This is a genomic window from Nonomuraea sp. NPDC023979, from assembly GCF_040639085.1.
Classification (GTDB): Bacteria; Actinomycetota; Actinomycetes; order Streptosporangiales; family Streptosporangiaceae; genus Nonomuraea; species Nonomuraea ceibae.
In genome coordinates this window covers 202,195-226,386 of the sequence record NZ_JBEZZG010000001.1, presented here as the reverse complement: position 1 = coordinate 226,386, position 24,192 = coordinate 202,195, and the positions used below count along the sequence as shown (strand labels likewise).

The following is a 24,192-nucleotide window of genomic DNA, read 5'->3' as shown; positions in this document are numbered from 1 at the left end:
GTCACTCCTTCGGGGGGATTGTGGCAATCACCCGATTGATGCCATTTTCGTACTGTCTGGCATACCAGTTCTGGACCGGGTTGTGCGAGGTGTCGTCGAGCCTGAGCTTGCCGCGCGGGCTCTCCAGCTCCCCCACCCCGGCCAGCGCCTCCCCCAGGTCACCGCCGCGCGCCGCCGCCCGATCGATGAGCCGCATCGCGTCCCAGCTCTGCAACGCCACCACCGACGGGTTCTTGCCGGTACGCGCCCGCCAGGTGGCGACGAACGCGGTGTTGGCCGGGTTGTCCAGCGCCGGCGAGTAGCTGCCGACGCTGGTGATGCCCTCGGCGTCCCGGCCGATCGCCGCCAGCACGTCCTCGTCCACGAGCTGCTGGCAGGCCAGCAGCTCGATCCGGGCGTCGTAGCCGAGCTGCCTGAACGCCTTGACGAACGTGACCGCCTCCCCGCCCGCGTAGAACGCGTACAGCAGCTCCGCCTCCGGCGGGATCCGCTCCAGGTACGGCTCCAGGTCCCCGACCTTCCCGTACGGCGTCAGGATGCGCGTGAGCGGGCCCGCGCCGTACCCCTCCTCGAACCCGTCGAGCGTCTCCACGCCCGCCGAGTAGTCGGAGGCCATGAGCACCACGCCGGTCCGCCCGTAGCGCTCGGCGGCGTAGCGGCCGGCCGCCTCGCCCTGCTCGCGGTTGGTGTAGGAGACGCGGAAGACACCGGGGCCGCCCAGCTCGTCGGCGCCCGCGTTGGCGATCACCACCGGCGTGCCGTCCGCCGCCTCGGCGACCGACACGGCGACCGGCGAGGCCAGCAGCCCGGTGATCACGTCGGCGCGCTCCTGGCTCACCAGCCGCCGGGCCTCGCGCCCACCCCGGTCGGCGGCGCCCGCGTCGTCGGCCACGACCAGCCGGGCCGGCCTGCCGCCCAGCCTGCCGCCGTGCTCGTCCAGGTAGAGGCGCATGGCGGCCTCCATCTCGTCGCCGAGCATCGCGTACACGCCGGTCTGGGAGATGATCGCGCCCACCGTGAGCTCGCCGTCGTCGCGGGCCTCGGTCGGGGCCGGCCCGCCGCAGCCGGCGGCCAGCAGCACCAGCAACCCGGCCACGGGCAGGCGCATGGGTGCTCCCTTCGTCAGCCCAGGAACGCCCCGGCGTTGCCGCTGAGCAGCTTGGCCCGCGCCTCGTCGGACAGGAAGCCCGCCTTGCGGACCAGCGCGCCGACGGGCGACTCGCCGAGCGGGTAGGGGTAGTCGGAGCCGAGCATCACGTGGTCCTCGCCGATCGTGTCGACGAGCAGCCGCAGCGCCCGCTCGTCGAAGACCACGGTGTCGACCGCGAACCTGCCGAGGTAGGCCGACGGCGGCCGCTCCGAGACGCCGACCAGGTCGTCGCGCCGGTGCCAGGCGTTCTCGAACCGGCCCAGCCAGAACGCGAACGACCCGCCGCCGTGGGCGAAGCAGATCCGCAGCGTATCCGGCACCCGGTCGAAGACGCCGCCGAGGATCAGCGCCAGGATCGACAGGTGCGTCTCGGCGGGCATCCCGACCAGCCACTGCGCCATCCACCGCTCGACGCGCGGGCCGCCGGGCATGTCCCACGGGTGCACGAAGACCGGCACGCCGCGTTCGGCGCAGTGCTGGAGGAACTGCACGATCCCGGCGTCGTCGAGGTCGCGGTCGCCGACGTGGTTGCCGATCTCCACGCCCCGGTGCCCGGCCGCGATGCTCCGGTCGAGCTCCGCGCAGGCCAGGTCGGGGTCCTGGAGCGGCACCTGGCAGAACGGGATCAGCCGGTCGCCGTCGCAGATCTCCAGCGCGAGGTCGTTGAAGATCCTCGCGACCCGTACGGCCTCGGCGGCGGGCCTGTCGTAGGCGAAGAACACCGGCGTCGGCGAGACGACCTGCCGGTCCACGCCGTCGCGGTCCATCGCGGCCAGGCGGACGTCGGGGTTCCAGCAGTCATCCTGGATCTTCCGGAAGTTCCGGTCGTTGACGAGGATGGTCGCCTCGCGCTCCGACTCGATCCGCAACCGGGGCGCCCCCGGCCAGCCCAGCTCCGGCCAGCCTCGGGGCACGTGGTGCGTGTGGATGTCGGTGATCATCAGCCCTTGCCAGGATGGAGCGTGCCGCAGGAGTCACAGGTGCGCGCCTTCTCGTCGGTGTAGAAGGCGTTGAAGACCGGCGGCAGGTCCTTGACGATGTCACGCACCTGCAGCTCGACCTCGTGCACCAGCGCGGCGCACTGCGGGCAGTACCACTGGAACCGCTCCAGGACCCCCTCCGGCCGCACCCGTTCCACCACCAGCCCGACCGAGCCCTCCTCGGGCCGCTGCGGCGAGTGGGGCATCCCGGGCGGCAGCAGCCACATCTGCCCCTCCCGGATGTGCACGGTGTCGGGCCCGTCGTCGGTCATCACGTTCACGTGCATGTTGCCGCGGACCTGGTAGAACAGCTCCTCGTACGGGTCGATGTGGAAGTCGGTGCGCGCGTTGGGCCCGCCGACCACCATCACGATGAAGTCCTCGGCCCCCTCGAACACCACCTTGTTCCCGACCGGGGGCTTGAGCAGATGGGCGTGCTCGTCGATCCACTTGGTGAAGTCGATGGGCGGGATCATGATCGCTCCTGGGGGTGGTAGGCGACGGCTTGCATCTCGATCAGCAGGTGGGGGTGCGGCAGCTGGTGCACCGCGACCGTGGTCCGCGTCGGGCCCTCCTCGTCGAAGAACTCGGCGTAGACCTCGTTGTAGCCCTTGAAGTCGTTCATGTTGACCAGGTACGTGGTGATCTGTACGAGGTCGGCCAGCGAGCCTCCGGCGGCCTTGAGGATGTCGCCGATGTTCTCGATGACCGCCCTGGTCTGCTCGCGGATGTCGAGCTCCGGCGCGCCGTGCTTGTCGACGCGCACGCCGACGAAGGTGTTGTCGGGCCGCCGCGAGCTCGTGCCCGACACGTACAGGAAGTCGCCTGCCCGCTTCACGTGCGGGAACCTGCCGAGCGGTGTCGCCTTGCCACGCACCTGCAGTGCCTCGCCCCGATCAAGGCTCACTGGGAGAACACCGCCCGCACCGAGCCCAGCCCGTCGATGTGCGCCTCGAAGGCGTCGCCGGGCTCCACCGGCACGACGGGGCCGAGCGCGCCCGTCAGCACGACGTCACCGGCGCGCAGCGGGTGCGCGGTGCGGCCGAGGGCCCCGGCCAGCCACACGGCGGCGTTGAGCGGGTGGCCCATGCAGGCCGCGCCGGACCCGGCCGACACCTCCTGCCCGGCGCGCGTCATCCGCATGACGGCCAGCCGCAGGTCGGTCCCGGCCAGCGGGACGGGCGTGTTGCCCAGCACGAACGCGCCCGCGGAGGCGTTGTCGGCGACGGTGTCGGCCGGCGTGATGTCCCAGTCGGCCACGCGCGAGTCGGCGATCTCGACGGCGGGCAGCACGAAGTCGACCGCCCGGATGACCTCCGCGACGGTGAACGGCCCGCCCACCAGGTCGGCGCCCATGACGAAGGCGATCTCCGCCTCGGCCCGGGGCTGCAGGAACCTGCTCACCGGCACGGGCAGCCCATCAAGGTAGGACATATCCGCATAAAGCATGCCGTAGGTGGGTGTGTCGATCCCGAACTGCTTCTGCATCAGCGGATTCGTCACGCCGATCTTCCGCCCGACCAGCCGCCGCCCCTCGTCCAGCGCCCGGGCTGTGTTGATCTCCTGTACGGCGTAGCCCTCGGCCAGGGTGCTGACCAGGTCCCGGATGGGCGCGCACGGCTTGCCCGACCGGGCCGCCTCCAGCAGTCGGTCGGCGGCCTGTCCACGCGCATCGACTGCCTGCGACCATTCATCGTGCATCGGGGTACTCCAGCTTGATCGTAATCGTGGTGGGCTCGGAATAGAAGTCGAGCGACCGTGTCCCACCTTCCCTGCCAATGCCCGACAGCTTGACGCCGCCGAACGGGGTGCGCAGGTCGCGCAGATACCAGGTGTTGACCCAGACGAGCCCGGCCTCGATCCGCTGCGCCACCCGGTGCGCCCGGTCGAGGTTCGCCGTCCACACGGTGGCCGCGAGCCCGTAGTCGCTGTCGTTGGCCAGCGCCACCGCCTCGCCCTCGGTGTCGAACGGCGCGACGTGGCAGACCGGCCCGAAGATCTCCTCGCGGTTGAACGCCGACGACTCCGGCAGCCCGGTCACCACGGTCGGCTCCACGAAGTAGCCCCCGTCGCGCGCGTCGCCGAACTCCGGCACGCCGCCGCCGGTCACGAACGTGGCCCCCTCGTCCCGGGCCAGCGCGTAGGCGCCGAGCACCTTGTCCCGGTGCTCGGCCGAGATCATCGGCTGCGGCTCCACCTCGCGCGCCCGCGCCGCCAGCCGAGCGCAGAACTCCTCGAACACCGGCCGCTCGACGTAGAGCCGCTCGGTGCACAGGCACACCTGGCCGCCGTTGGTGAACACCGACCTGGCGCAGCCCTCGACCGCCCTGTCGAGGTCGGCGTCGGCGAACACCAGGCCCGCGTTCTTGCCGCCGAGCTCGAAGGAGACCGGCCTGACCCGGTCGGACACCGAGCGCATGATGGCCGTGCCGGTGCGGGTGGAGCCGGTGAACGTCACGCCGTCGACGCCGGGGTGCTCGACCAGGAGCCGGCCGCTGGTCCCGTACCCGAAGATCACGTTGACCACGCCGTCGGGCAGGCCGGCGTCGGCGCAGATGTCGGCGAACAGCGACGCCGAGCCGGGGGTGTTCTCCGACGGTTTGACCACCACGGTGTTGCCCGCCATCAGCGCGGGCGCGAGCTTCCAGGTCATGAGCAGGAACGGCAGGTTCCACGGCACGACCACCGCGACCACGCCGAGCGGCCTGCGGATCGTGTAGCTGAGCACGCCGGGCAGGTGGAACGCCTCGTCGGGGCGCTGCGCGGCGATCTCGGCGAACGCCCGGAAGTTGGCGGCGCCGCGCGGGATGTCGAGCGTGCGGGTCTGCTCCAGCGGCTTCCCGGTGTCGGCGATCTCGGCGGCCACCAGGTCGTCGAAGCGGGCCTCGATGCCGTCGGCGAGCCTGCGCATCCACCCGGCGCGCTCGGCCGCGGGCAGCGCCGCCCAGCCGGGCGCGGCCGCGGCGGCGGCCTCGACGGCCTGCCGGACGACCTCCTCGTCCGCCTCGCGCGCCTCGCCGGCCCGCGCGCCCGTCATCGGGTCATGGACGCCGAACGCCGGCCCCTGGGCCACCCGCCGGCCGCCGATGAAGTGGTTCAGCACCGAGCTCGCCTCCTCGCTCTGCATCGTCTCTCGCCGGCGGGCGCCGCGCCATGCCGCTCCTGCATGATCGCGGAGACCTGTCCTGGGAGTCATCTTCTCGTAGCCACGAATCGGCCGACATCATGGTCCGGTGAGGCAGACGTGGGTTTTGTGGGGAAACGTCATTATTGCTGGTACCTTTGCGCTGTTTTTCGGCGTGCTCGCCATCATGCTCCTCGCCCGGCGCCGCGCCCGCCGAGGCCACCCCGCGCCGCTGCGCACCGCGCTCGCCGACGTGGGGATCGTGGTCGGCACCGCGCCGTGGATCTGGATGATCCTCACCCCGGCCACCGGTCAGGAAGGTGTCAGTCTCGTCCCGTTCAAGGACCTCGCCTGGATCGCGAGCGCGCCGTGGGAGACAGTGTTCGTGCAGGTCGGGGGCAATCTGCTGGCGTTCGCGGCGCTGGGGGCGCTGCTGCCCGTGCGCACCGCCAGGATGGCCTCCGCGGCCCGCGTGGCCGCCGTCGCGGCCGGAGCCTCCGCGCTCGTGGAGGTGCTCCAGTACGCGCTGCGGCTCGGCAGGTTCTCGTCCGTGGACGACGTGCTGATCAACACGCTGGGCGCGGCGGCGGCGGCTTTGGTTACTCGCCGCTGGTGGGCGTCTCATATTTCGGTCGGCCCGAATTCCCGATAAATAGGCCATTAAAAACGGGCACTAATCGACACACAGGCACACACCGCTCAAAAGAATGCTCGGGACCAACCTCCGTATCTGTGCGATCGTGGACAAGACGGGGCAAGTTCTCTGGAGACGCCAAACCCGCTTGGTGACAGAGGGTGATCAAACAGTGTCTGAATCCCCGGTACCCCACGAGCCCCCTATCTATCGACGCATCGCCGACGGCCTCCGCTCCCGGATCCTGTCCGGCGAATTGCGCGACGGGGAACGGCTGCCGGGCGAGAACGCGCTCATGGCCGACTACGCAATCGCACGGGCCACCGCCAGGCAGGCGCTTGCGGTACTGATCAACGAAGGGCTGGCGGTGCCGAAGCGAGGCTCGGGGGTCTACGTGAGACTGTTCAAACCGATCCGCCGGCACGGCTCCCGCCGTCTGGCGCGCGAGCAGTGGGGCCAGGGACGATCCATCTGGGAGGCCGACACCCGCGGCCGCCCCTTCACCGTCGACGAGGTCGAGGTGGCCCGCGAACAGGCCCCCGACGAGATAGCCGGCGTGCTGGAGAGCCGCGAGGTCTGGGTGCGCCGCCGGCGCTACTCCGTCGACTCGCGGCCCGTGCAGCTCGCCACCTCCTACTTCCCGGCGCAGCTCGTCGAGGGCAGCGCCATCACCGCCGCCGAGACCGGGCCCGGCGGCGTCTACGCCAGGCTGGGCGACCTCGGCCTGCCCCCCGCCCACTTCACCGAGGAGGTCCGCGCCCGCATGCCCCGCCCCCGCGAGAGCGTCATGCTCGGCCTGCCCGGCGGCACCCCCGTGATCGTCATCGACCGCACCGCCTACACCGCCGGCGGCCTCCCCGTCGAGCTCAACGAGATGGTCCTCGACTCGGCGGCTTACGTGCTCCAGTACGACTTCGACGCCTGAGTCAAGAAGGCAACGCTGACCTGTCCTTCCCGATCATTGACGTCTCTAGAGATGTGGCGCACCTTCGAAGGAGATGGAACCTCGTACAGGGGCCCCTGGAAGGTTGAACCGGATGACCTTTGACCGGCATCTAGCAGAGATCGCCCGGGAGTACCCGAAGTGGACCATCTGGCGTAGCGACGCCGGCCGCTGGTGGGCCACCCGTCACCACCCGCTGGACGCGGCCCAGCGCGACGCCGGATGCGCGATGACCATCGACGCGGACGACCCGGAGCAACTCCGTGAGCAGCTCCGGGACCAGGAGAGGCGCGCAGGCGAGGAGGAGGGGCGCGCCCCTCCCTGAGGCGTGGGCCGGTGCTGGCCGGTCCACGCCCTAGAGCCGCCCGGTGCCGGGTCCAGCGTCTCGGCGGCCCCGGCACCGGGCAACCAAACGGGGCCACTGACGTGGAAGCCTCCGACCCGATCGGGGGCGGAGGCTTCCACTTCGATCCTTCTGTCCTACTTGCGGGCCTCGGAGAGCCGGCCGAGGTTCACGTCCGTGTCGTCGGCGCTCTGCGGCTCCTCCTGAACGTCCTCCCGAACGTCCTCCCGCTCGACGACGATCCGCACGTCGTCCTGCGGGGCCGGGCCCACCGCCGGCTGGGTGGCGTCGGCGATGAGGGCGCCCGCGGCGGCCTCGTTGCGCATGAGGTCGCCCAGCACGCTGGTGACCTCGTTGAGCCGGCGCACCACCTCGGTGTGGGTGTTGGTCAGATACTCCACCCGCCGGCCGGCGTGCTCGTCCAGCGCGGCGACCCGCTGCTGCGCGGCCTGGAGCGCCGCCTCGGCCTCCGCGTTCGCCGCCTTGACCAGCTTGTCCGCCTCCGCCTGGGCGGTGGTGATCAGCCGCTCCGCCTCGGCGCGGGCGCCGCCGACCGTCTGCTCGGCCTCGGCCTGCGCCGACGTCACCATGCGCTCGGCCTCGGCGTGCGCCTCGCGGAGCCGGCTCTCGGCCTCGGCGCGGGCGGCGCCTCGGGTCTCCTCGGCGTCGGCGCCCGCCTGCGCCAGCATCCGCTCGGCGGCCTCGGTGGCCTCGCCCACGCGCCGCTCGGCCTCGGCCTGCGCCGAGGTGAGGATCTTGTCGGCCGTCTCGCGGGCCGTGCTCGTCATCCGCTCGGACTCCGACCTGGCGGCGTCGCGCAGCGCCTTGGCCTCGGCCTCGGCCTCCTCGCGCATCGCCGTCGCCTCTTCCTGGCCCAGCTTCAGAATCTGCTCCAGCCGGGTGCTGGGATTGAAGTTCTGCGGCACCTCGGCGATCTGCCGCCTGGCCTCCGCGAGCTCGATCCGGCCCTGCTCGGCCTGGTCGATCGCGCGCGCCAGCCGCTCTTCGAGATCCCTGATTTGGTTACGGGTGCGGATCATGTAGTCGTGGACCTGACGGCGGTTGTAGCCGCGCATCACGACTTCGAACGTGTCCTCTTGCATCAGATCGGGAATGCTCTCGTGCCGGTTTGTCATGCTCTACCTAAGGGGTTGCGTAAGGCGGGGAAAACTGCGGGTTGTGAGGGTCTGACGACGAGACGTTAAGAATCGACTTTCCTGCCATCTGCCCCCCTCCGCAACCGGAACGCCTGAGGAGAGACGGGAATTACGATGGGGCAGATGTACATCGCGGCATTGGACGGCGACGCTGTTCCGGACATCCATTCTCAGGCCTACATCGCCCCCGGTGCGGTCGTGGTCGGCAGGGTCTCGATCGGCAGGGCGTCGAGCATCTGGTACGGCTCCGTTCTGCGAGGTGACGACGAGCGGATAGAGATCGGCGAGGAGTGCAACGTGCAGGACCTGTGCTGCCTGCACTCCGATCCGGGCGAGCCCGCGATCCTGGAGTCGCGGGTCAGCCTGGGGCACAAGGCGATGGTCCACGGCGCCCACGTGGAGTCGGGCGCGCTGATCGGCATCGGGGCCATCGTGCTGGGCGGCGCCCGCATCGGCGCGGGCACGCTGGTGGCCGCCGGAGCCCTCGTGGGCCCCGGCAAGAAGATCCCGTCCGGCGTGCTGGTCGCCGGCGTGCCCGGAAAGATCGTGCGCGAGCTCACCGACGACGACCGGGCGTCTTTCGCCCGCACGCCGGACAACTACATGGCCAAGGCTCTCAGGCACCGGCAGGCGTCAGCAGTTTGATCAGGACCTCGTCCGACACCGAGGCGGTGTTGAGCGGGTCGGCGTACTCGGGCATCTCCGGCCGCAGGAAGCGGACGTAGTCCACGGTCAGCTTCAGGTCGGGCAGCCCCCTGACCTGCTTGGCGTTGCCCTTGGTCACGTCCTTCTTGAGCGTGCTGTAGCTGTCCCAGTCCGTGTAGGCGGTCACCCCCCACTGCAGCACCTCGGGCAGCTCCGACGGCCAGCGGCTGCCCACCTTCCACGCGCCGCCCTCGTCCTTGTAGAGGGCGACCGCGACCCGGCCCACCCGGGCCAGCACCAGCTCCACCCAGGCGCCCTTGACGGCCAGTTCCTGCGGCTTGGAGCTGCCGTCCCTGGTGAACTTCACCTCGACCTGGCTGCTCTTGTCGCCGGTGCCGGTGGTGACGGACATCCAGTTCGGGTTCTCGTACGAGCCCGGCACCCGGGCCATCAGGCCGCCGAGGGAGAACTTGCGCTTGGGCTTGCCGCCCCGCTTGCCCTCGACCTTGACCCGGGCGTGCATGACGATGTCGCCGGCCAGCTCCTGGTAGACGAACGGGCCGCGGAAGCCGTCGAACCAGGCGGACGTCTTCGGCTCCAGGTAGAGGGCGCCCTTGGCGGTCTTGTTCACGTCGAGGACCGCGATCCGGTCGACGTCCTTCTCGGTGTCGCTCAGCTTGGTCCACATCGACAGGTCGGTGGCGGCCCCGAACTCGGTCGAGGCTCCGCCCACCTCACCGCCGGGTGCCGGGGGCGAGGCCTTGGCGAGGGTGAGGACCCCGAGGGTGGGCGTCGGCGGCTGTGCCGTCGTCGCCGTGCCGCACCCCGCCAGGACGCACAAGGCCATCACGCTCCCCGCCATCTTTGCCCTCATAGCGGCCATTCTGCCGTGTTCCGGACGTGGTTGATTCGAGTTCGCCCAGTACGATGGCCGCCGTGCGCCCGTGGAATGCGTTCACCGCCGTGGAGGCGGAGGTCCGCGCGGTGGTCACCGGCCCACGCTGGCCGGAGCTCCCGGAGCCCGCGCGTGCCCACCAGATCGCCTCCCGCGCCCTCGTCACCGCCGACGGCGACCGATGGCTGTTCGCCGCCCACGCCCGCTGGCACCTGCACGACCCGGCAGGAGGCCGCTGGCACCCCGCGCCGCCGCCCCGCCACCTGCCCGCCCGCCGGGTCAGGCACGCCGCCGCCGCGCTGCCCGCCGACCTCGTCCCGCGCGGCCCAGACTTCGCCGCCGAGCCCGGCTCCACCCAGGCGTTCGTCGGCCCCGACGTGCCCGACCGGCTGTGCGGGCACATCCGTGAGCTGCTGCGGGCCAACTGCGGCAAGTCCGAGCCCGAATACCCGCTGACCGCCTTCGGCGAGATCTTCGCAGCCGACGTGCCCAGCACCGTGGCCGCCGTCTGGGGCACGATCATGTGGTGCGCCTACGCGCCCGCGTTCGACGGCAACGAGCGGCTGCTCACAGCCTTCGGGGAGTTCCTGCGCCGGCCGCTGCCCGGCGACGAGTGGGTGCGCTGGCTGCCCGCGCCGCCGCTCGCCGACCTCGTCCACCTCGTCGCCGAACGCCAGCGCGCCGGCCACCCGCGCGCCGCCCTCCGCCTGACCGCGCTCATCGCCGACACCGCCCAGTTCCTGCTCGCCGACGCCCGCTTCCGGCCCCGCGCGCTCGCGCTGCTCACCATGACCGAGCCCGCCCTGCAACAGCCCGGCCTGGACGACCACCTCCTCGACGACCAGGCCCTGCGGAGCGCCTGGCTCGCCCGCTGCCCACCCCGCCTGGCCCGCGCCCTCCTGCGCGACACCGACCCCGAGGCGCACCTCGCCCACACCGTCTACGACCTGCTCGAAGCCCTGGCCCACACCCCCGACCCGGCCCGGGCCGCCGCCGCCCACCTGGCCGACCTGTCCGACTCGCGGGGCCTGCTGCCGGGTCGCCTCGACCACCGCCTGCGCCGGGCCTACGACGACCTCCACCGCGCCGGCCTCACCAGCACCTCGGCCGCCGAGCGCACCCAGCCCGACGGCTTCCCCATCCGCCCGCCCGCTTCGAGGCATGCCACCGGGACGGGCCCGTACGCCGTGCTGGGGGAGGGCGGGGATCGGGGGCGGGTGGCGGCGGTGCTGGGGGCGGCGTACGCCGTGGGGCTCGCCTGGAGCAGGGTGTCGGGGGCGCGGGTGCCGCAGCGGGGGTTCGCGGGGGCGGCGGCGCTGGTGCGCAGGCTCATCCACGAACGGGACGACGAACCACCCCTAAACCACTAATCCCAATTTTTCACTCCAACCTCGCCTATATCCCCCAGTCACTCCATCGAACCGCCCATTCGCTGAATTGTGATCTGGGTTTGGGGAAATGACCCTCCTGTGGCCCGGGTGGCGCCGGAAGGAATGACTCCGATGGGCCATGTCGCCTGAAGGGACCGCACCGTAACCTCGAAGAGGGTGTGGGCTGCGGAAGGAAGGACGACGCGGTGGGGCACGATGACCTGGACTCTCGGGTCCACGACCGTGTCGCGTTGGACGAGATTGCGCTCTACGCCGAGGTGCTCACCGCCGTCGCTGTAAGCGAGCGGCGGCTTACCTTGGATGAGCTCGACGACGCGCTCGGATTGCGGACTTCGGCGAGCCGCTGAAGAAGATGACATGACCTGGTCCCGGACTCCCCAGGGGTCCGGGACAGTGCTTATCTGGAATGGCTCATCCTGACTAGTTCTTCAGGACCGTACGAGCCGCGCGATGGCCGCCGACGCTTCCTTGACCTTGGCGTCGGCCTCCGGCCCGCCGGTGGCGATGGCGTCGGCCACGCAGTGGGAGATGTGCTCCTCCAGCAGCCCGAGCGCCACAGCTTGCAGCGCGCGCGTGGCGGCGGAGACCTGGGTGAGGACGTCGATGCAGTAGGCGTCGTCGTCAACCATCCGCTGCAGGCCCCTGATCTGGCCTTCGATGCGCCTGAGCCGGGTGAGATAAGCCTGCTTGTCTCCGCTGTACCCATGCATGGTTCTACGGTACCCGTTACCCGTATGGTCAGCGGAGGTCCGCGATCAGCTTCTCCCACTGCACGCTGACCTCGTCGGCCGCGTGCCTGATCGCGGTGTCGAGCGCTCCCGCCGCGAGCGAGCGCCGCCTGCGCTCGTCGTCGATGAGTGACAGCAGCGCGGCGGCCAGCATCTCGGCCTCGCCGGCCGACTCGGGCACGAGCACGCCGTTGTAGCCGGTCGCCACGAACTCGGCCGGCCCCCTGGCTCCCTCGAACGCCACGACCGGCACCCCGCAGCCCATCGCCTCCAGCACGGTCATGCCCAGGTCGGCGCTGCGCGAGCTGTTGGCCACGATCGACGCCTTGGCGAACTCCCCCGCCAGGTCGGGCGTGGTGCCCATGAAGTAGACGTGGTTGTGCAGGCCCAGCTCGCTGACCAGGGCGCGGAGCCTGCGTTCCTCGGGACCGCCGCCGTACAGCCTGAGCCGCCAGTCGGGGCGCTTGTCGGCGACGATGGCGAAGGCGTTGATCAGCCGGTCGTACGCCTTGGCGGGCACCCACCGCCCCCCGGCCGCCACGATGCGGTTGTCCATCCGGGAGCGCGGCCAGGGCGCGATGGGCAGCGCGTCGGGCACGCTGTGCACGGCCGGGCCGCCGTCGAGCAGCCTGCGCCATTCCTCCTGCGCCGACTCGGTGGCGGTGACGACGGCGTCGAGGCGCGGGTAGAGCTTCCTGACCGGGCCGGGGACCGCGGGGCGGGCCCACTCGCGGGCGATGCGCAGGATCTCGCGCGGCGCGTGCCTGGCGGCCTGGACACTCAGTCCGGGCCGGGTGGTGATGAGAACGTCACTCTTGAGCCCGCGCAGCGCCCGCCACAGCGCCACCTCGGTGCGCACCTGCCCGCGCGGCAGCAGGTGCCGCACGCCGGGCCTGGCGTCGATGACCGAGCGCATGGTCACGTTCGGGCCGACGGGGAAGAACGGCTTCTCCTTCTGCCGCCTGAGACTGATCACCTCCACCTCGTGCCGCTGGGCGAGCGCCGTGGCCAGGTTGAGCGTGGACCGGACGTCGCCGCGCATGCCGTACGCGGAGGAGAGGATCAGGCTGACTCTCACCCGCCCACCTCGATGCGGAGCTCGTCGTCGGCCGTGTAGGAGGGCCGGACCGGGATGCCGTCGACCCGCGCCGACGGGTAGTGCAGGCGGCGGCGCTTGCCGTCGACGTCGTCGAGCCAGGCGCCGAGCCGCAGCGGCTCGGGCACGCCGTCGACCTCCAGCGACGGCTCCCAGGTGCCGGACCCCTCGGGGTCGGCCGCGAGCACGTCCACCAGCGAGAAGGCGGCGTGGAAGCGCACCCCCTGCACGGTGGCGGTGGCGCACACCCGCGCGCCCGTCTGCCTGCGCTGCAGGGCCAGCATGGCCTCGTGGCGGGAGTCGTCGTCCTCCAGCCCGGTGTAGGCGAGCAGGCCGGTGACCTCGAAGCGGCCTTCCCTGAACCAGACCGCGCGCACCTCGGCCACCGGCTCCGCGTCGTCGATCTTCAGCGCGAGATAGCCGTTGCGGGTGCGGTAGGAGCGGTAGGCGAGCGTGCGCTTGCACAGCGCGTACGCGTCGAGGTGGTCGAGCGAGAAGCCCGGGTCGATGCTGCGCAGCCGCACCCGCTTGCCGTCGTGGCGCAGGTAGGCGTCCCAGCGTCCGGCGCTGAGCAGCAGCGGGGCCAGCGACACGGCCAGGCTGGCCTCGCGGGCCACGGCTCCCGGGGTGCCGAGCAGCACGTCACGCTCGACGCCGCTGGTGCGGTGGCGCAGCACCAGCTCGGTGCCGGCCTTCAGCGGCTCGCGCATGGCCAGGCGCAGGGAGAGCACGTCGGCCAGGGTGACTTCCGCATCCGTCACGACGACGCTCATGCGTGCCCCCTCCCCGTCGAATAGAGCCATGCGACGTTGAGGTTACCGTGATTTTCCCGTTATGTGGATGGCAGATTTACGGGGATCGTCCCTTCTGACGTGCGAAACTCCTCCACAGACGGCTGTGGAGGAGTCCGACTATCCCGGTCAGGAAGGGCTCTTGACCGATTTGATCAAGAGCTGGGCCACGTCCACGACCTCCAGCGACTCCTTGGCCTCGCCGCTGTTCTTCTTCTCGTTGATGGCGTCGCCGAGCATCACCATGCAGAACGGGCACGCGGTCGACACCGTGTCGGGATTCGTGGTCAGCGCCTCGTCCACCCGCTCGGTGTTGATGCGCTTGCCGATGCGCTCCTCCATCCACATCCGGGCGCCGCCGGCGCCGCAGCAGAAGCCGCGGTCCTTGTGCCGGTGCATTTCCTGGGTCTGCACGCCGGGCACCTTCGACATGATGTCGCGCGGCTGCGAATAGACCTTGTTGTGGCGACCGAGGAAGCACGGGTCGTGGTAGGTGATCTTCTCCTCGATCGGCGTGATCGGCGTGAGCAGCCCCTCGTCCACCAGCTTGGCCAGCAACTGCGTGTGGTGCACGACCTCGTACGTGCCGCCGAGCTGCGGATATTCGTTGGCCAGCGTGTTGAAGCAGTGGGGGCAGGTGGCGACGATCTTCTTGACGCCGGCCTCGTTCAGCGTCTCGATGTTCTGCTGGGCCAGCATGTTGAACAGGTACTCCATGCCCAGACGGCGGGCCGGGTCACCGGTGCACGCCTCCATCGGGCCGAGCACCGCGAACTTGACGCCCGCGATGTGCAGCAGCTCGGCCACGGCCTTGGTGGTCTTCTTGGCCCGGTCCTCCAGCGCGCCCGCGCAGCCCACCCAGAACAGGTATTCGGCGTCCTCGGGCATCTTGTCCTCGACGAGCTCGACCTCGAAGTCCAGCTCCTCGATCCAGTCGGCCCGCTTCATCTCGGACATGCCCCACGGGTTGCCCTTGTTCTCCAGGTTCTTCACCATCACTCCCGCCTCGGACGGGAACGACGACTCCACCATCACCTGGTAGCGGCGCATGTCGAGGATGTGGTCGATGTGCTCGATGTCGACGGGGCACTGCTCCACGCAGGCGCCGCAGTTGGTGCACGACCAGAGCACGTCGGGGTGGATCACGCCGTCCTCGCCGACCAGCGGCTTCTCCAGCAGCGCCAGCACGTCCTGTCCGGCGTGCTCGTTGCTCGCCGCCATCAGGTACGGGGCCACCGCGAAGGCGTGGTCACGCTGGTCGATGATGAGCATCTTCGGCGACAGCGGCTTGTCGGTGTTCCACGCCGGGCACTGCGACTGGCAGCGTCCGCACTCGGTGCAGGAGTAGAAGTCGAGGAAGCCCTTCCACGTGGTGTCGCCGATCTTGCCTCGGCCGAGCTTCTCCGGGTCGAGGTCCTCGTCCTCGAAGTCGACGGTCTTGCCGTCGACCCGCAGCTCGGGGGCCGCGCCCATGGCGTCGGGGCGGCGGGAGAACAGCACGTTGAGCGGCGCGGTGAAGATGTGCAGGTGCTTGGAGTTCATCACGATGACAAGGAACACCAGCATGAAGCCGATGTGCAGCAGCAGCCCGATCTCCTCGAGCAGCTCGCTGTGCGGCAGCACGTCGCCGAGCGCCAGCGAGACGAACGCGCCCGAGGAGTAGGGGAAGTTGCCGTTGGCCGCCGCCGCGCCCCTGGCCAGGAAGAGCGTCCAGATGATGTTGAAGATCATGAACAGCACGAGCCACGCGCCGCCCAGGTGCGACCCGGAGAAGCGGGAGCCCCGGCCGAGCGTCTTCGGCGAGTTCTTCACCCGGATGACGGCGAAGGCGACCACGCCGAGCAGACAGGCGACCGCAATGAAGTCCTGGAGGAAGCCCAGGACCCCCCAGGTGCCGATCAGCGGGATGTGGAAGTTCGGCCTGCCGGTGATGGCGCCCTGGATGATCGCGCCGTACGCCTCGATGTAGACGGTCAGCAGGATGAAGAACGCCCACATGACGAAGAAGTGCGCGACGCCCGACGCCGTCCACTTGAGCAGCTTCTTCTGCCCGAACACCTCGACGAGCTGGGCCTTGATCTCCTGCCCGACGTTGGCCTTGGCATAGGCGATCCGCTCGGGCGCGGGCGGGCCCACTGTGGCGAGCTTGACCAGGAACAGCGCCCGGCGGCCCGCCATGGCGACCGCCGCGACGGTCATCACGAGCCCGATGATGGCTACCCAGAGCACGGATCCTCCCAACACCTCAGCGTATTGACCGGCCTCCCCAGAATCCTACCCGCCGGTAACATTCACAGGGTAACCCGCTACTCACCTTACGGTCAGGCCCGCGTCCAGAACAATGCTCTACCCGGTGAAGTAGCGTTGAATCGTCGGTCCCAGCAGCTCGGCCAGCTCCTCGGGATCGGCGCTCGCCATCGGCTCCAGCTTGAGCACGTACCGGGCCATGAGCACGCCGAACATCTGCGCGAAGGCCGCCTCGATCCGCAGATGCGGCACGTCGAGCTGGTCGGCCACCCTGAACAGCAGCGCGTTGGTGATGAACTCCCGGAACATCGGCACGGCCTGCTCGTTCGTCATGGCCGAGCGCACCAGGGCGATCATCGGCTCGCGCGTGTCGGGCTCGGCCGTCACGCTCAGGATCAGCGTGACCAGCCGCTTGCCCAGATCCTCGCGCGGACCGTCGAGCAGCGTCGGGATCACCACGTCAGGCGTGATCGGCAGCCGCATCGCCGCCGCGAACATGCCCTCCTTGGTGTCGAAATAGTGATGCACGAGAGCCGGGTCGACCTGCGCCTCCCTCGCGATCCCGCGCACCGTCGCCTTGTCGAACCCCTTCTCCGCGAACACCTTCCTGGCCGCGCTGAGGATCTCGCCCCGCGTGTCGGCCGACCCGGGCCTGCGCCCCGGCCCCCGCCTGACCGTCACCGGCCCACCGCCAGGTAGACGCGCATCGGCACCGACAGCACGCCGCCGGGGAACTCCCTCGTCAGCTCCGCCCGCTGCCGCTCGACCAGCTCGTCGGCCGCACCCGCGGACAGCGCCGCCATGTAGGAGTGGGAGCGCAGGTCGAGCAGGAAGTCCTCGACGCGCACCAGCCGGGTCCACGGGATCCACCGCTCCGCGACCACCTCGAACGCGGCCGCGATCGGCGGCACGGACCACTCCTCCAGCGCCGGACCCCAATAGGTCGGGCACGACCTGGCCAGCCGCTCCTCGTAGGCCGCCAGCCAGCCCGCCTGCGCGGCGTGCGCCAGGTTCCAGCAGCCGGCGATCGCGCCGCCGGGCCGCAGCACCCGCCTGGCCTCGGCGATCGACGCCACCGGGTCGAGCCAGTGCCAGGACTGGGCATAGGTCACCAGATCGGCCACGCCGTCGGCCAGCGGCAGCGCGTTGCCGTCGGCCAGCACGGCCGCCGTACCGCCGGACCCGGCCCGCGAGCGCAGCCGGGCCAGCATCTCCGCGCCCGGGTCGACCGCCACCACCCGCGAGCCGCGGGCCCGCAGGGCACGCGTCAGGATGCCCGTGCCGGCGCCCACGTCGACCGCCGTAGCGCCGTCGAGGTCGACGCCCGACACCTCCGACAGCGCCTGGAACAGCTCGTCCGGATAGGTCGGGCGGGCCGCGTCATAGGCGTCGGCGACCCGGTCGAACACCTTGCCGAGCTCGCGCATCGGCCCCACGCTCATCGCGTGGCCGCCAGGTGGAGCCGGGCGAAGGCCAGCCCCTCGGCCAGGTCGTCGATCCGCTCGGTGCGGCTGGACGCCTTGCGCGTGTTGACCTCCAGCACGACCAGGCCGTCGTAGCCGGAGCCCGCCAGCCGCTCCAGCAGCGGCGCGCACGGCTGGTTGCCCCTGCCGGGGACCAGGTGCTCGTCCTTGTTGGTGACGCCGAGGCCGTCGGCCAGGTGCACGTGGGCCAGCCGGTCGCCGAGCTTGGTGGCCATCTCCATCGCGTCGCTGCCGGACACCGCCGTGTGCGACAGGTCGAGCGTGACGTGCGGGAAGTCGTAGTCGGTCGGGTTCCAGTCGGGCGAATAGGGCACCACGTCGTTGCCCCGGGCCCGCAGCGGGAACATGTTCTCGACCGCGAACGTGATGTCGGTCTCGTCGCGCATGCGGGCCAGACCGGTCTCGAACTCGCGCGCGTAATCCCGCTGCCAGCGGAACGGCGGGTGCACCACGACCGTCGAGGCGCCCAGCCGCTCGGCCGCCTTCTGCGCCTTGACCAGCTTGGCCCACGGGTCGCGCCCCCACACCCGCTGCGTGACGAGCAGGCAGGGCGCGTGGATGGCCAGGACCGGCACCTGGTAGTGCTCGGAAAGCCGCTCGATCACGTCGATGTCCTGGCTCACCGGGTCTGCGCCGACCATGATCTCGACGCCGTCGTAGCCCAGGCGGGCCGCCAGCTCGAACGCATCGGGAGTGCGTTCCGGATATACCGAAGCGGTGGACAATGCGATCTTCGCATTGGGCACGCGGATGACATCAGCCACGCTGCCAGCCTAAGCCGGTTGACGCGATATGGCGCGCCGCCCCCTACGGTTGGGCCATGCCCAGGATCGCGAAAGGCGCCATTCCCAGTCCCAACATCTGGAACACCCCGCAGGTGTACGAGCTGGAGAATCGCGCCGTCGATCCCGAAGGCGCCGCCGACGCGGCCATGCGCGCGCTGCGTCCGTGGGAGGGCGCCACCGTGCTCGACATCGGCTGCGGCACCGGCTTCCACCTGCCGATCTACGCGCGCCACGCCGCCCGGGTGATCGGCGTCGAGCCCCACGGCGACCTGGCCGCTATGGCCCGCCGCCGCTGCGCCGCGCTCCCCGCCGTCCAGGTGCACGCCGCCGGCGCCCAGGACCTGCCGCTCCCCGACGCCTCGGCCGACGTCGCCGTCGCGCGCTGGGCGTACTTCTTCGGGCCCGGCTGCGAGCCGGGCCTGCGCGAGCTCTCACGGGTCGTACGGCGCGGCGGGGCGGCCTTCGTCGTGGACCTCGACGCCACCAGGGGCGCGTTCGGCCGGTGGTTCCAGCGGACGGTGCCGACGTATTCGGCGAAAGCCGTGGAGGGCTTCTGGGTCCGCCACGGATGGCAGCGGCAGGAGCTCGACCTGCGGATGGTCTTCGAACGGCGGGCCGACCTGGAGGCCGTGCTGCGCATCGAGTTCGCGCCCGAGGTGGCCGAGCAGGCCATCGCCGAGACCTCCGGCCTGGAGCTGGCCTATCCGAACGTGCTGCGCTGGCGCTACTACTGACCGGGCTTGACCCTGACGTCAGTGTCAACGTTTACCTTGAGGGCATGCGCATCGGAGAGCTGGCCGAACGGACCGGGGTGAGCACCCGCTCGCTCCGCTACTACGAGCAGCAGGGGCTGCTCAGCGCCCGCCGCAGCGCCAACGGCTACCGCGACTACTCCGAGGACGACGTCAAGCTCGTGTCGGAGATCCGCATGCTGCTGTCCGTCGGGCTGACGCTGGACGACACCCGCCCGTTCGTCGCGTGCCTGCGCGCCGGGCACAGCACGGGCGGTTCCTGTCCCGAGTCGGTCGCCGTCTACCAGCGCAAGCTGGCGGAGATCGACGAGCAGATCCGCGTCCTGCTCACCCGCCGCGCCGAGGTGTCGGCCCAGCTCGCCGACGCCTGCACGTTCTCTGGAGGTAAGCGATGATCACCCTGACCACGGACAACTTCGAGGAGCAGGTGCTCAAGGCCGACAAGCCGGTGCTCGTCGACTTCTGGGCCGAATGGTGCGGGCCCTGCCGCATGGTCGCGCCGGTCCTGGCCGAGATCGAGGCCGAGCACGGCCTGACCATCGGCAAGCTCAACACCGACGAGCACCCCGAGATCATGGCCCGCTACGGCGTCATGAGCATCCCCACGCTGCTGCTCTTCGACGGCGGCGAGCCGGTCAAGCAGGTGATCGGCGCCAAGCCCAAGCGCCTGCTCGTCAACGAGCTGGGGCTCGCGTAATCACAAGGATCTACGCGGCGAATCGTTCCCTGGACTGATTCGCCGCCCCACCCCCGCGGCCTAGGTTGGCCGCATGATCCGCTCCGCCCTGATCGGCCTGCTCACGCTGGCCGCCCTGCTCGCGCTCACCGTCGCGGGCCTCGCACCTCCATCGCCACGCGACTCCGGCGAAGGCTTCCAGGCCGTCAGGGCACACGAGCACGTCAAGGCCATCGCCCGCGCACCGCACCCCACCGGCTCCGCCGAGCACACCCGCGTGCGCGACCACCTGCTCACCGAGCTGCGCGCCCTCGGCCTGGAGACCCGCGTCCAGGAAGGCGTCGGCGTCCTGCCGCTCGACATCGACGGCGTCACCCCGATGGGCACGATGCGCAACATCGTCGCCGTCCGCCCCGGCACCGACCCGACCGGCCGCGTCATCCTGGCCGCCCACTACGACTCCGTCCCCGCCGCGCCCGGCGCCGCCGACGACGGGGCCGGCGTGGCCACCATCCTGGAGGTCGTCAGGTCGCTGCCGCCCGGCCAGCGCAACGACCTCGTCGTCCTGCTCACCGACGGCGAGGAGCAGGGCCTGCTCGGCGCCGAGACGTTCGCCCGCGACGACCCGCTGGCCAAGGGCACCGTCGTCGTCGTCAACAACGAGGCCCGCGGCGTGCGCGGCGCCGTCCAGATGTTCCGCGCCTCGCCGGGCTCGGCACCCCTCATCGACCTCTACGGCGCCGCCGCGCCGCACCCGTCGGCCGACTCGGCCTTCGCCGCGCTGCTCAGCATCCTGCCCAACAACACCGACTTCCACGTCTTCGACGAGGCCGGCTGGCTGGGCCTCGACTCCGCCTTCGTCGGCGGCGGCGCCTACTACCACTCGCCGCTCGACGACCCCGCCCACCTGAGCCTGAGCAGCCTGCAGCAGATGGGCGACAACACCCTCGGCGTCGCCCGCGCCCTCGGCGACGCCGACCTCACCAAGCTGCGGACCGGGGATGATTCGGTCTATTTCACGATTCCGGGCACCCTGATCCGCTACCCGCTCTGGCTCGAACTCCCCATCGCCGCACTCGCCCTCGCCCTGACCGTCGCCCTCACCTGGACCCTGCGCCGCCCAGCCCGTTCCCCTGCCGGCGACGGCTCCGCCTCACTGCCCCGGACCCTGGCCGCCGTCCTGCTCGCGCTGGTGCCCGTCCTGCTGTCGGCCGCCGCCGGCTTCGCCGTGATGCCGCTGCTCGGCCTCATCAGGCCCGAATACGACCAGATGTTCACCGGCGACCCCTACCGCCCCTGGCTCTACCAGGCGGCCCTGCTGACCTTCACCGTCGCCGTCGTCCTGGCCTGGCGGGCGATCCTGCGCCGCCTCGGCGCCACCGCGCTCGCCGCCGGCGCCCTGCTGCTGGTCGCCGTCCTGGGGACGCTCTCGGCGCTGCTGCTCCCCGGCGGCTCCCACACGTTCACCTGGCCCGCCCTGTTCGCCGCCGCCGGCTGGCTGATCGCCCGCCGCCTCCCGGGCACCGCCCTGCCCGCCGTCGCCCTCACCCTCGGCCTGGCGCCCGCCGTCCTGCTGCTCGCCGCCAACGCCGTGACCTCCCTGGACATCGGCCTCGGCGTCGGCGGCATGATCGCCGCGCCCCACTTCGCCCTCTTCGCCCTGCTCCTCCTCCCCCTCCTCAAGCAGAGTCCTCCCGCCGACGCCGCGAGCCCCGGGCGGCGCGGCCGGGCCTTCCTGCCGCCGCTCGTGGCCGTGGCCGCCGCCGTCGCCCTCCTCGCCGCCGGGCTGTTCGCCGACCCCTTCGACGCCGCGCACCCCCGGCAGCTCCGGCTCGCGTACGCCATGGACGCCGGCGAGAAGCGGGCCGTCTGGGGCACCCGCACCGACACCGCCACCCCCGGCAGCGAGCACTTCTTCCCCACCGGCGCCTGGACGACCACCACCGCCCAGCCCGCCCCCCTGCGCGCCCCGGCCCTGTCGGTGCTCGACGACCAGACCACCCCCACCGGCCGCACCCTCACCCTGCGCCTGACCCCGACCGGCGACGCCCCCGTCACCGGCCTCAGCCTGCCCCCCGGCGCCGCCCCCGCCCGCATGACCGTCAACGGCCGCGACCTGACCAGCACCGGCTTCGCCTACCACGCCCCACCCGGCGAACTGCGCGTCACCCTCACCCTGCCCCCCGGCCCGGCCCGCCTCCGCGCCTTCGAGCAGAGCCACGACCTCCCGTCCCTCCCCGGCTACCAGCCCACCCCCGACACCGTCGTCATGAACCCCTTGGCCACCGTCTTCCAGGACCACCCCCTCTAACCACGGCCCCCACCACCACAGACGCACCGACCCCATCAGCCCCACTGACCCCAACGCCCCCACCTCACCCGGCCCAGGGCCCTCAACGCCCTGGGCCGCCCTGTCGTCGTTGGGGATCGGCGGCCCGCGCCCCGTACGAGCCGCCAGCCTCAACTCCCCGGGCGGTGCGGAACGGTCGCGGGCTCCCGGGGGGCGCGGGACGGTCTTTGGCCGGCGGCGCAGGCCGGTCGTGGGGCCCGGCTGCGCAAGGCAGTCGGCGGCCGGGCACCGCGGGACGGTCGCGGACCGGACATCGCAGGCCGGTCGGCGGCCCTGCCACCCGGGACGATTGTCGGTCTTGGCCGCTACCCTGCTCGGCATGGCCAAGACAGCGCAGAAGCCCGGTTACCGCTGTGCCGAATGCGGGTGGCGTACCACCAAGTGGGTGGGCCGGTGCGGCGAGTGCCAGGCGTGGGGCACGGTCGACGAGGAAGGCGCCCGGGGCGGCGCGCACGTCGTCCAGGCCGGCGCCACCACTGCCCCGGCGATGCCGATCGGCCAGGTCAAGGCCGAGATCGCGGCCGCGCGCACGACGGGCGTCGGCGAGCTCGACCGCGTGCTCGGCGGCGGCCTGGTGCCCGGCGCCGTCGTGCTGCTGGCCGGTGAGCCCGGCATCGGCAAGTCGACGCTGCTGCTGGAGGCCGCGGCCCGCATCGCCGAGCGCGACACCGTCCTCTACGTGACGGGCGAAGAGTCCGCCGCCCAGGTGCGGCTGCGCGCCGACCGCATCGGCGCCATCCGCGACCACCTCTACCTGGCCGCCGAGACCGAGCTGTCGGCCCTGATCGCCCACGTCGAGAAGGTCCAGCCCCGGATGCTCGTGGTCGACTCGGTCCAGACGGTCGGCTCGGCCCAGGCCACCGGCGTCCCGGGCGGCGTCACGCAGGTGCGCGAGGTGGCGGCCAACCTGGTCCGCCTCGCCAAGGAGCGCAACATGTCCACCGTGCTCGTCGGCCACGTCACCAAGGAAGGCTCGATCGCCGGCCCCCGCACGCTGGAGCACCTGGTCGACGTGGTGCTGAACTTCGAGGGTGACCGCCACTCGCGGCTCCGCATGGTGCGCGCGATCAAGAACCGGTTCGGCCCCACCGACGAGGTCGGCTGCTTCGACCTGCACGAACGCGGCATCGAAGGCATCACGGACCCGAGCGGCCTGTTCGTCTCCCGGCGCAGCAGCCCCGTGCCCGGCACCTGCGTGACCGTCACCGTCGAAGGCACCCGCCCCCTCCCCGCCGAGGTCCAGGCCCTGGTCGCCCGCACCGAGGCCCAGCAGCCCCGCCGCACCTCCTCGGGCCTCGACACCTACCGGGTGCAGATGATCCTCGCCGTCCTGGAGCGCCGGCTCAACGCCCGGCTCGGCGGCTGCGACGTGTTCACCGCCACGGTCGGCGGCATCAAGCTCGCCGACCCGGCCGTGGACCTGTCCGTCATGCTCGCCGTCGCCAGCGCCGCCGGGGACAAGCCCCTTCCCGCCGGCCTCGTCGCCCTGGGCGAAGTCGGCCTCGCCGGCGAGCTCCGCCCGGTCAAGGACGTCCGCCGCCGCCTCTCGGAGGCCGCCCGCATGGGCTTCAAACGCGGCCTCGTCCCCGCCGGCTCCCTCAACGAAGGCACCCGCAAGCCGAACGGCCAACGCTCCCTCGTCCCGGTCGGCCCCGTCGCCTTCGCCCCGGGCTTCGAGGTCGTCGAAGCCGAGAACGTGTGGGACGCCCTGACCCACGTAACCTGACCCCATTCCCACGGTCCGGCCCGTACGTGATCCGCGCCCTCCAGGCTCCGGCCCTCCCAAAGGGTCAGGACGCTTCGTCGGCCCCGGCCCTCCCGCCGAGGGCCAGCCCGCTGTGGGGCGCCAACCGCGCCGGAGGCGTCGGCCCCTGCGGCGCCCGGCCCCTCCGAGGTATCGGCTCCCGACCGCGCTCACCGCCTCTGGGGTGTCGGCCTTCCGGCAGCCCCGGCGCCTCTGAGATCTCGGCCCGTGACCGCGCTCACCGTCTCTGAGAGTCGGCCCTCCGACGGCGCCCGGC

At 71.5% G+C, this 24,192-nt stretch carries 26 protein-coding genes; 11 read left to right on the top strand and 15 right to left on the bottom strand.

The window, feature by feature from the left end; all coding sequences use genetic code 11:
- Position 1 precedes the first annotated feature (1 nt).
- Genes AB0G11_RS01165 through AB0G11_RS01140 form a run of 6 tightly spaced genes read right to left on the bottom strand, consistent with a single transcriptional unit; the run spans position 2 to position 5,257 of the window.
- Positions 2 to 1,108 carry an ABC transporter substrate-binding protein gene (locus tag AB0G11_RS01165; protein WP_219501475.1) on the bottom strand — a complete coding sequence of 369 codons (1,107 nt, stop codon included), beginning with the start codon at positions 1,106 to 1,108 and terminating at the stop codon, positions 2 to 4.
- A 14-nt stretch (positions 1,109 to 1,122) separates the two neighbouring features.
- The gene (locus AB0G11_RS01160; RefSeq protein WP_357583129.1) at positions 1,123 to 2,091 is read right to left on the bottom strand and encodes an amidohydrolase family protein; all 969 of its coding nucleotides are present in this window, start codon (positions 2,089 to 2,091) and stop codon (positions 1,123 to 1,125) included.
- Positions 2,091 to 2,606: a 3-hydroxyanthranilate 3,4-dioxygenase gene (locus tag AB0G11_RS01155; RefSeq protein WP_219501471.1), complete on the bottom strand. Its 516-nt coding sequence runs from the start codon at positions 2,604 to 2,606 to the stop codon at positions 2,091 to 2,093. The genes AB0G11_RS01160 and AB0G11_RS01155 overlap by 1 nt, the downstream gene beginning before the upstream one ends.
- Positions 2,603 to 3,007 (bottom strand): RidA family protein, encoded by a 405-nt coding sequence (locus tag AB0G11_RS01150; protein ID WP_308125642.1) that lies wholly within the window; start codon positions 3,005 to 3,007, stop codon positions 2,603 to 2,605. Before AB0G11_RS01150 ends, AB0G11_RS01155 begins: the two co-directional genes overlap by 4 nt.
- A 26-nt stretch (positions 3,008 to 3,033) precedes the next feature.
- Positions 3,034 to 3,831 carry a fumarylacetoacetate hydrolase family protein gene (locus AB0G11_RS01145; protein ID WP_219501467.1) on the bottom strand — a complete coding sequence of 266 codons (798 nt, stop codon included), beginning with the start codon at positions 3,829 to 3,831 and terminating at the stop codon, positions 3,034 to 3,036.
- Positions 3,821 to 5,257 (bottom strand): aldehyde dehydrogenase family protein, encoded by a 1,437-nt coding sequence (locus AB0G11_RS01140; RefSeq protein WP_219501465.1) that lies wholly within the window; start codon positions 5,255 to 5,257, stop codon positions 3,821 to 3,823. The genes AB0G11_RS01145 and AB0G11_RS01140 overlap by 11 nt, the downstream gene beginning before the upstream one ends.
- 184 nt (positions 5,258 to 5,441) lie before the next feature.
- Here AB0G11_RS01140 and AB0G11_RS01135 point away from each other — a divergent pair, with 184 nt between their 5' ends.
- The 3 genes from AB0G11_RS01135 (at position 5,442) to AB0G11_RS01125 (ending at position 7,156) form a co-directional block, all read left to right on the top strand.
- The gene (locus AB0G11_RS01135) at positions 5,442 to 5,906 is read left to right on the top strand and encodes a VanZ family protein (RefSeq protein ID WP_357583127.1); all 465 of its coding nucleotides are present in this window, start codon (positions 5,442 to 5,444) and stop codon (positions 5,904 to 5,906) included.
- Positions 5,907 to 6,060: 154 nt separating this feature from the next.
- Positions 6,061 to 6,813 carry a GntR family transcriptional regulator gene (locus AB0G11_RS01130; protein WP_308125632.1) on the top strand — a complete coding sequence of 251 codons (753 nt, stop codon included), beginning with the start codon at positions 6,061 to 6,063 and terminating at the stop codon, positions 6,811 to 6,813.
- Positions 6,814 to 6,925: 112 nt separating this feature from the next.
- Complete coding sequence (locus AB0G11_RS01125) at positions 6,926 to 7,156, top strand: hypothetical protein (RefSeq protein WP_219501459.1); 231 nt, start codon at positions 6,926 to 6,928, stop codon at positions 7,154 to 7,156.
- Positions 7,157 to 7,311: 155 nt separating this feature from the next.
- Here the strand turns inward: AB0G11_RS01125 and AB0G11_RS01120 are convergent, their stop codons facing one another.
- Positions 7,312 to 8,277 (bottom strand): hypothetical protein, encoded by a 966-nt coding sequence (locus AB0G11_RS01120; RefSeq protein ID WP_357583125.1) that lies wholly within the window; start codon positions 8,275 to 8,277, stop codon positions 7,312 to 7,314.
- A 177-nt stretch (positions 8,278 to 8,454) separates the two neighbouring features.
- Here AB0G11_RS01120 and AB0G11_RS01115 point away from each other — a divergent pair, with 177 nt between their 5' ends.
- The gene (locus AB0G11_RS01115; protein WP_219501455.1) at positions 8,455 to 8,976 is read left to right on the top strand and encodes a gamma carbonic anhydrase family protein; all 522 of its coding nucleotides are present in this window, start codon (positions 8,455 to 8,457) and stop codon (positions 8,974 to 8,976) included.
- On the opposite strand, the gene AB0G11_RS01110 is transcribed toward AB0G11_RS01115, so the two are convergent.
- The gene (locus AB0G11_RS01110) at positions 8,948 to 9,850 is read right to left on the bottom strand and encodes a hypothetical protein (RefSeq protein ID WP_219501453.1); all 903 of its coding nucleotides are present in this window, start codon (positions 9,848 to 9,850) and stop codon (positions 8,948 to 8,950) included. The two genes, AB0G11_RS01115 and AB0G11_RS01110, sit on opposite strands and share 29 nt — an antisense overlap.
- Before the next feature lie 53 nt (positions 9,851 to 9,903).
- Here AB0G11_RS01110 and AB0G11_RS01105 point away from each other — a divergent pair, with 53 nt between their 5' ends.
- Both AB0G11_RS01105 and AB0G11_RS01100 read left to right on the top strand, forming a co-directional pair.
- A complete protein-coding gene (locus AB0G11_RS01105; protein ID WP_357583123.1) occupies positions 9,904 to 11,241 on the top strand; it encodes a hypothetical protein in 1,338 nt (445 codons plus the stop codon).
- Positions 11,242 to 11,447: 206 nt separating this feature from the next.
- Positions 11,448 to 11,609 carry a hypothetical protein gene (locus tag AB0G11_RS01100; RefSeq protein ID WP_020540796.1) on the top strand — a complete coding sequence of 54 codons (162 nt, stop codon included), beginning with the start codon at positions 11,448 to 11,450 and terminating at the stop codon, positions 11,607 to 11,609.
- A gap of 81 nt (positions 11,610 to 11,690) precedes the next feature.
- Here AB0G11_RS01100 and AB0G11_RS01095 read toward each other — a convergent pair whose 3' ends face one another.
- From AB0G11_RS01095 to AB0G11_RS01065, 7 genes are all read right to left on the bottom strand, one after another.
- Positions 11,691 to 11,972: a metal-sensitive transcriptional regulator gene (locus AB0G11_RS01095; protein WP_049560737.1), complete on the bottom strand. Its 282-nt coding sequence runs from the start codon at positions 11,970 to 11,972 to the stop codon at positions 11,691 to 11,693.
- 28 nt (positions 11,973 to 12,000) lie between these two features.
- On the bottom strand, positions 12,001 to 13,068 hold the full coding sequence (locus AB0G11_RS01090; protein WP_219501449.1) for a glycosyltransferase: 1,068 nt from the start codon (positions 13,066 to 13,068) through the stop codon (positions 12,001 to 12,003).
- Positions 13,065 to 13,859: a hypothetical protein gene (locus AB0G11_RS01085; RefSeq protein ID WP_357583121.1), complete on the bottom strand. Its 795-nt coding sequence runs from the start codon at positions 13,857 to 13,859 to the stop codon at positions 13,065 to 13,067. The genes AB0G11_RS01090 and AB0G11_RS01085 overlap by 4 nt, the downstream gene beginning before the upstream one ends.
- 147 nt (positions 13,860 to 14,006) lie before the next feature.
- The gene (locus AB0G11_RS01080; protein WP_219501445.1) at positions 14,007 to 16,106 is read right to left on the bottom strand and encodes a (Fe-S)-binding protein; all 2,100 of its coding nucleotides are present in this window, start codon (positions 16,104 to 16,106) and stop codon (positions 14,007 to 14,009) included.
- 117 nt (positions 16,107 to 16,223) lie between these two features.
- Positions 16,224 to 16,805: a TetR family transcriptional regulator gene (locus AB0G11_RS01075; protein WP_219501443.1), complete on the bottom strand. Its 582-nt coding sequence runs from the start codon at positions 16,803 to 16,805 to the stop codon at positions 16,224 to 16,226.
- Complete coding sequence (locus AB0G11_RS01070) at positions 16,802 to 17,551, bottom strand: class I SAM-dependent methyltransferase (RefSeq protein ID WP_219501441.1); 750 nt, start codon at positions 17,549 to 17,551, stop codon at positions 16,802 to 16,804. The genes AB0G11_RS01075 and AB0G11_RS01070 overlap by 4 nt, the downstream gene beginning before the upstream one ends.
- Before the next feature lie 11 nt (positions 17,552 to 17,562).
- Positions 17,563 to 18,372 (bottom strand): sugar phosphate isomerase/epimerase, encoded by an 810-nt coding sequence (locus tag AB0G11_RS01065; protein ID WP_219501440.1) that lies wholly within the window; start codon positions 18,370 to 18,372, stop codon positions 17,563 to 17,565.
- Between the two features lie 56 nt (positions 18,373 to 18,428).
- Between AB0G11_RS01065 and AB0G11_RS01060 the strand changes: the two genes are divergently transcribed.
- The 5 genes from AB0G11_RS01060 to radA all read left to right on the top strand — a co-directional run bounded on the left by AB0G11_RS01060 (position 18,429) and on the right by radA (position 23,897).
- On the top strand, positions 18,429 to 19,127 hold the full coding sequence (locus AB0G11_RS01060; protein WP_357583119.1) for a class I SAM-dependent methyltransferase: 699 nt from the start codon (positions 18,429 to 18,431) through the stop codon (positions 19,125 to 19,127).
- Between the two features lie 44 nt (positions 19,128 to 19,171).
- Positions 19,172 to 19,540: a MerR family transcriptional regulator gene (locus tag AB0G11_RS01055; protein WP_219501436.1), complete on the top strand. Its 369-nt coding sequence runs from the start codon at positions 19,172 to 19,174 to the stop codon at positions 19,538 to 19,540.
- On the top strand, positions 19,537 to 19,842 hold the full coding sequence (gene trxA / locus AB0G11_RS01050) for a thioredoxin (protein ID WP_219501434.1): 306 nt from the start codon (positions 19,537 to 19,539) through the stop codon (positions 19,840 to 19,842). The genes AB0G11_RS01055 and trxA overlap by 4 nt, the downstream gene beginning before the upstream one ends.
- A gap of 73 nt (positions 19,843 to 19,915) precedes the next feature.
- The gene (locus AB0G11_RS01045) at positions 19,916 to 22,132 is read left to right on the top strand and encodes a M28 family peptidase (RefSeq protein ID WP_357583117.1); all 2,217 of its coding nucleotides are present in this window, start codon (positions 19,916 to 19,918) and stop codon (positions 22,130 to 22,132) included.
- A 358-nt stretch (positions 22,133 to 22,490) separates the two neighbouring features.
- The gene (radA, locus tag AB0G11_RS01040; RefSeq protein WP_219501430.1) at positions 22,491 to 23,897 is read left to right on the top strand and encodes a DNA repair protein RadA; all 1,407 of its coding nucleotides are present in this window, start codon (positions 22,491 to 22,493) and stop codon (positions 23,895 to 23,897) included.
- Positions 23,898 to 24,192: the final 295 nt, after the last annotated feature.

What these genes read in the sequence shown, in the direction of transcription:
- AB0G11_RS01045 (WP_357583117.1), top strand. Translation starts at nt 19,916, where the DNA reads ATGATCCGCTCCGCCCTGATCGGCCTGCTCACGCTGGCCGCCCTGCTC.
- AB0G11_RS01135 (WP_357583127.1), top strand. Translation starts at nt 5,442, where the DNA reads ATGCTCCTCGCCCGGCGCCGCGCCCGCCGAGGCCACCCCGCGCCGCTG.
- trxA (WP_219501434.1), top strand. Translation starts at nt 19,537, where the DNA reads ATGATCACCCTGACCACGGACAACTTCGAGGAGCAGGTGCTCAAGGCC.
- AB0G11_RS01085 (WP_357583121.1), bottom strand. Translation starts at nt 13,859, where the DNA reads ATGAGCGTCGTCGTGACGGATGCGGAAGTCACCCTGGCCGACGTGCTC.
- AB0G11_RS01155 (WP_219501471.1), bottom strand. Translation starts at nt 2,606, where the DNA reads ATGATCCCGCCCATCGACTTCACCAAGTGGATCGACGAGCACGCCCAT.
- AB0G11_RS01095 (WP_049560737.1), bottom strand. Translation starts at nt 11,972, where the DNA reads ATGCATGGGTACAGCGGAGACAAGCAGGCTTATCTCACCCGGCTCAGG.
- AB0G11_RS01140 (WP_219501465.1), bottom strand. Translation starts at nt 5,257, where the DNA reads ATGCAGAGCGAGGAGGCGAGCTCGGTGCTGAACCACTTCATCGGCGGC.
- AB0G11_RS01055 (WP_219501436.1), top strand. Translation starts at nt 19,172, where the DNA reads ATGCGCATCGGAGAGCTGGCCGAACGGACCGGGGTGAGCACCCGCTCG.
- AB0G11_RS01160 (WP_357583129.1), bottom strand. Translation starts at nt 2,091, where the DNA reads ATGATCACCGACATCCACACGCACCACGTGCCCCGAGGCTGGCCGGAG.
- AB0G11_RS01105 (WP_357583123.1), top strand. Translation starts at nt 9,904, where the DNA reads ATGGCCGCCGTGCGCCCGTGGAATGCGTTCACCGCCGTGGAGGCGGAG.
- AB0G11_RS01115 (WP_219501455.1), top strand. Translation starts at nt 8,455, where the DNA reads ATGTACATCGCGGCATTGGACGGCGACGCTGTTCCGGACATCCATTCT.
- radA (WP_219501430.1), top strand. Translation starts at nt 22,491, where the DNA reads ATGGCCAAGACAGCGCAGAAGCCCGGTTACCGCTGTGCCGAATGCGGG.
- AB0G11_RS01145 (WP_219501467.1), bottom strand. Translation starts at nt 3,831, where the DNA reads ATGCACGATGAATGGTCGCAGGCAGTCGATGCGCGTGGACAGGCCGCC.
- AB0G11_RS01070 (WP_219501441.1), bottom strand. Translation starts at nt 17,551, where the DNA reads ATGCGCGAGCTCGGCAAGGTGTTCGACCGGGTCGCCGACGCCTATGAC.
- AB0G11_RS01165 (WP_219501475.1), bottom strand. Translation starts at nt 1,108, where the DNA reads ATGCGCCTGCCCGTGGCCGGGTTGCTGGTGCTGCTGGCCGCCGGCTGC.
- AB0G11_RS01120 (WP_357583125.1), bottom strand. Translation starts at nt 8,277, where the DNA reads ATGCAAGAGGACACGTTCGAAGTCGTGATGCGCGGCTACAACCGCCGT.
- AB0G11_RS01060 (WP_357583119.1), top strand. Translation starts at nt 18,429, where the DNA reads ATGCCCAGGATCGCGAAAGGCGCCATTCCCAGTCCCAACATCTGGAAC.
- AB0G11_RS01125 (WP_219501459.1), top strand. Translation starts at nt 6,926, where the DNA reads ATGACCTTTGACCGGCATCTAGCAGAGATCGCCCGGGAGTACCCGAAG.
- AB0G11_RS01110 (WP_219501453.1), bottom strand. Translation starts at nt 9,850, where the DNA reads ATGAGGGCAAAGATGGCGGGGAGCGTGATGGCCTTGTGCGTCCTGGCG.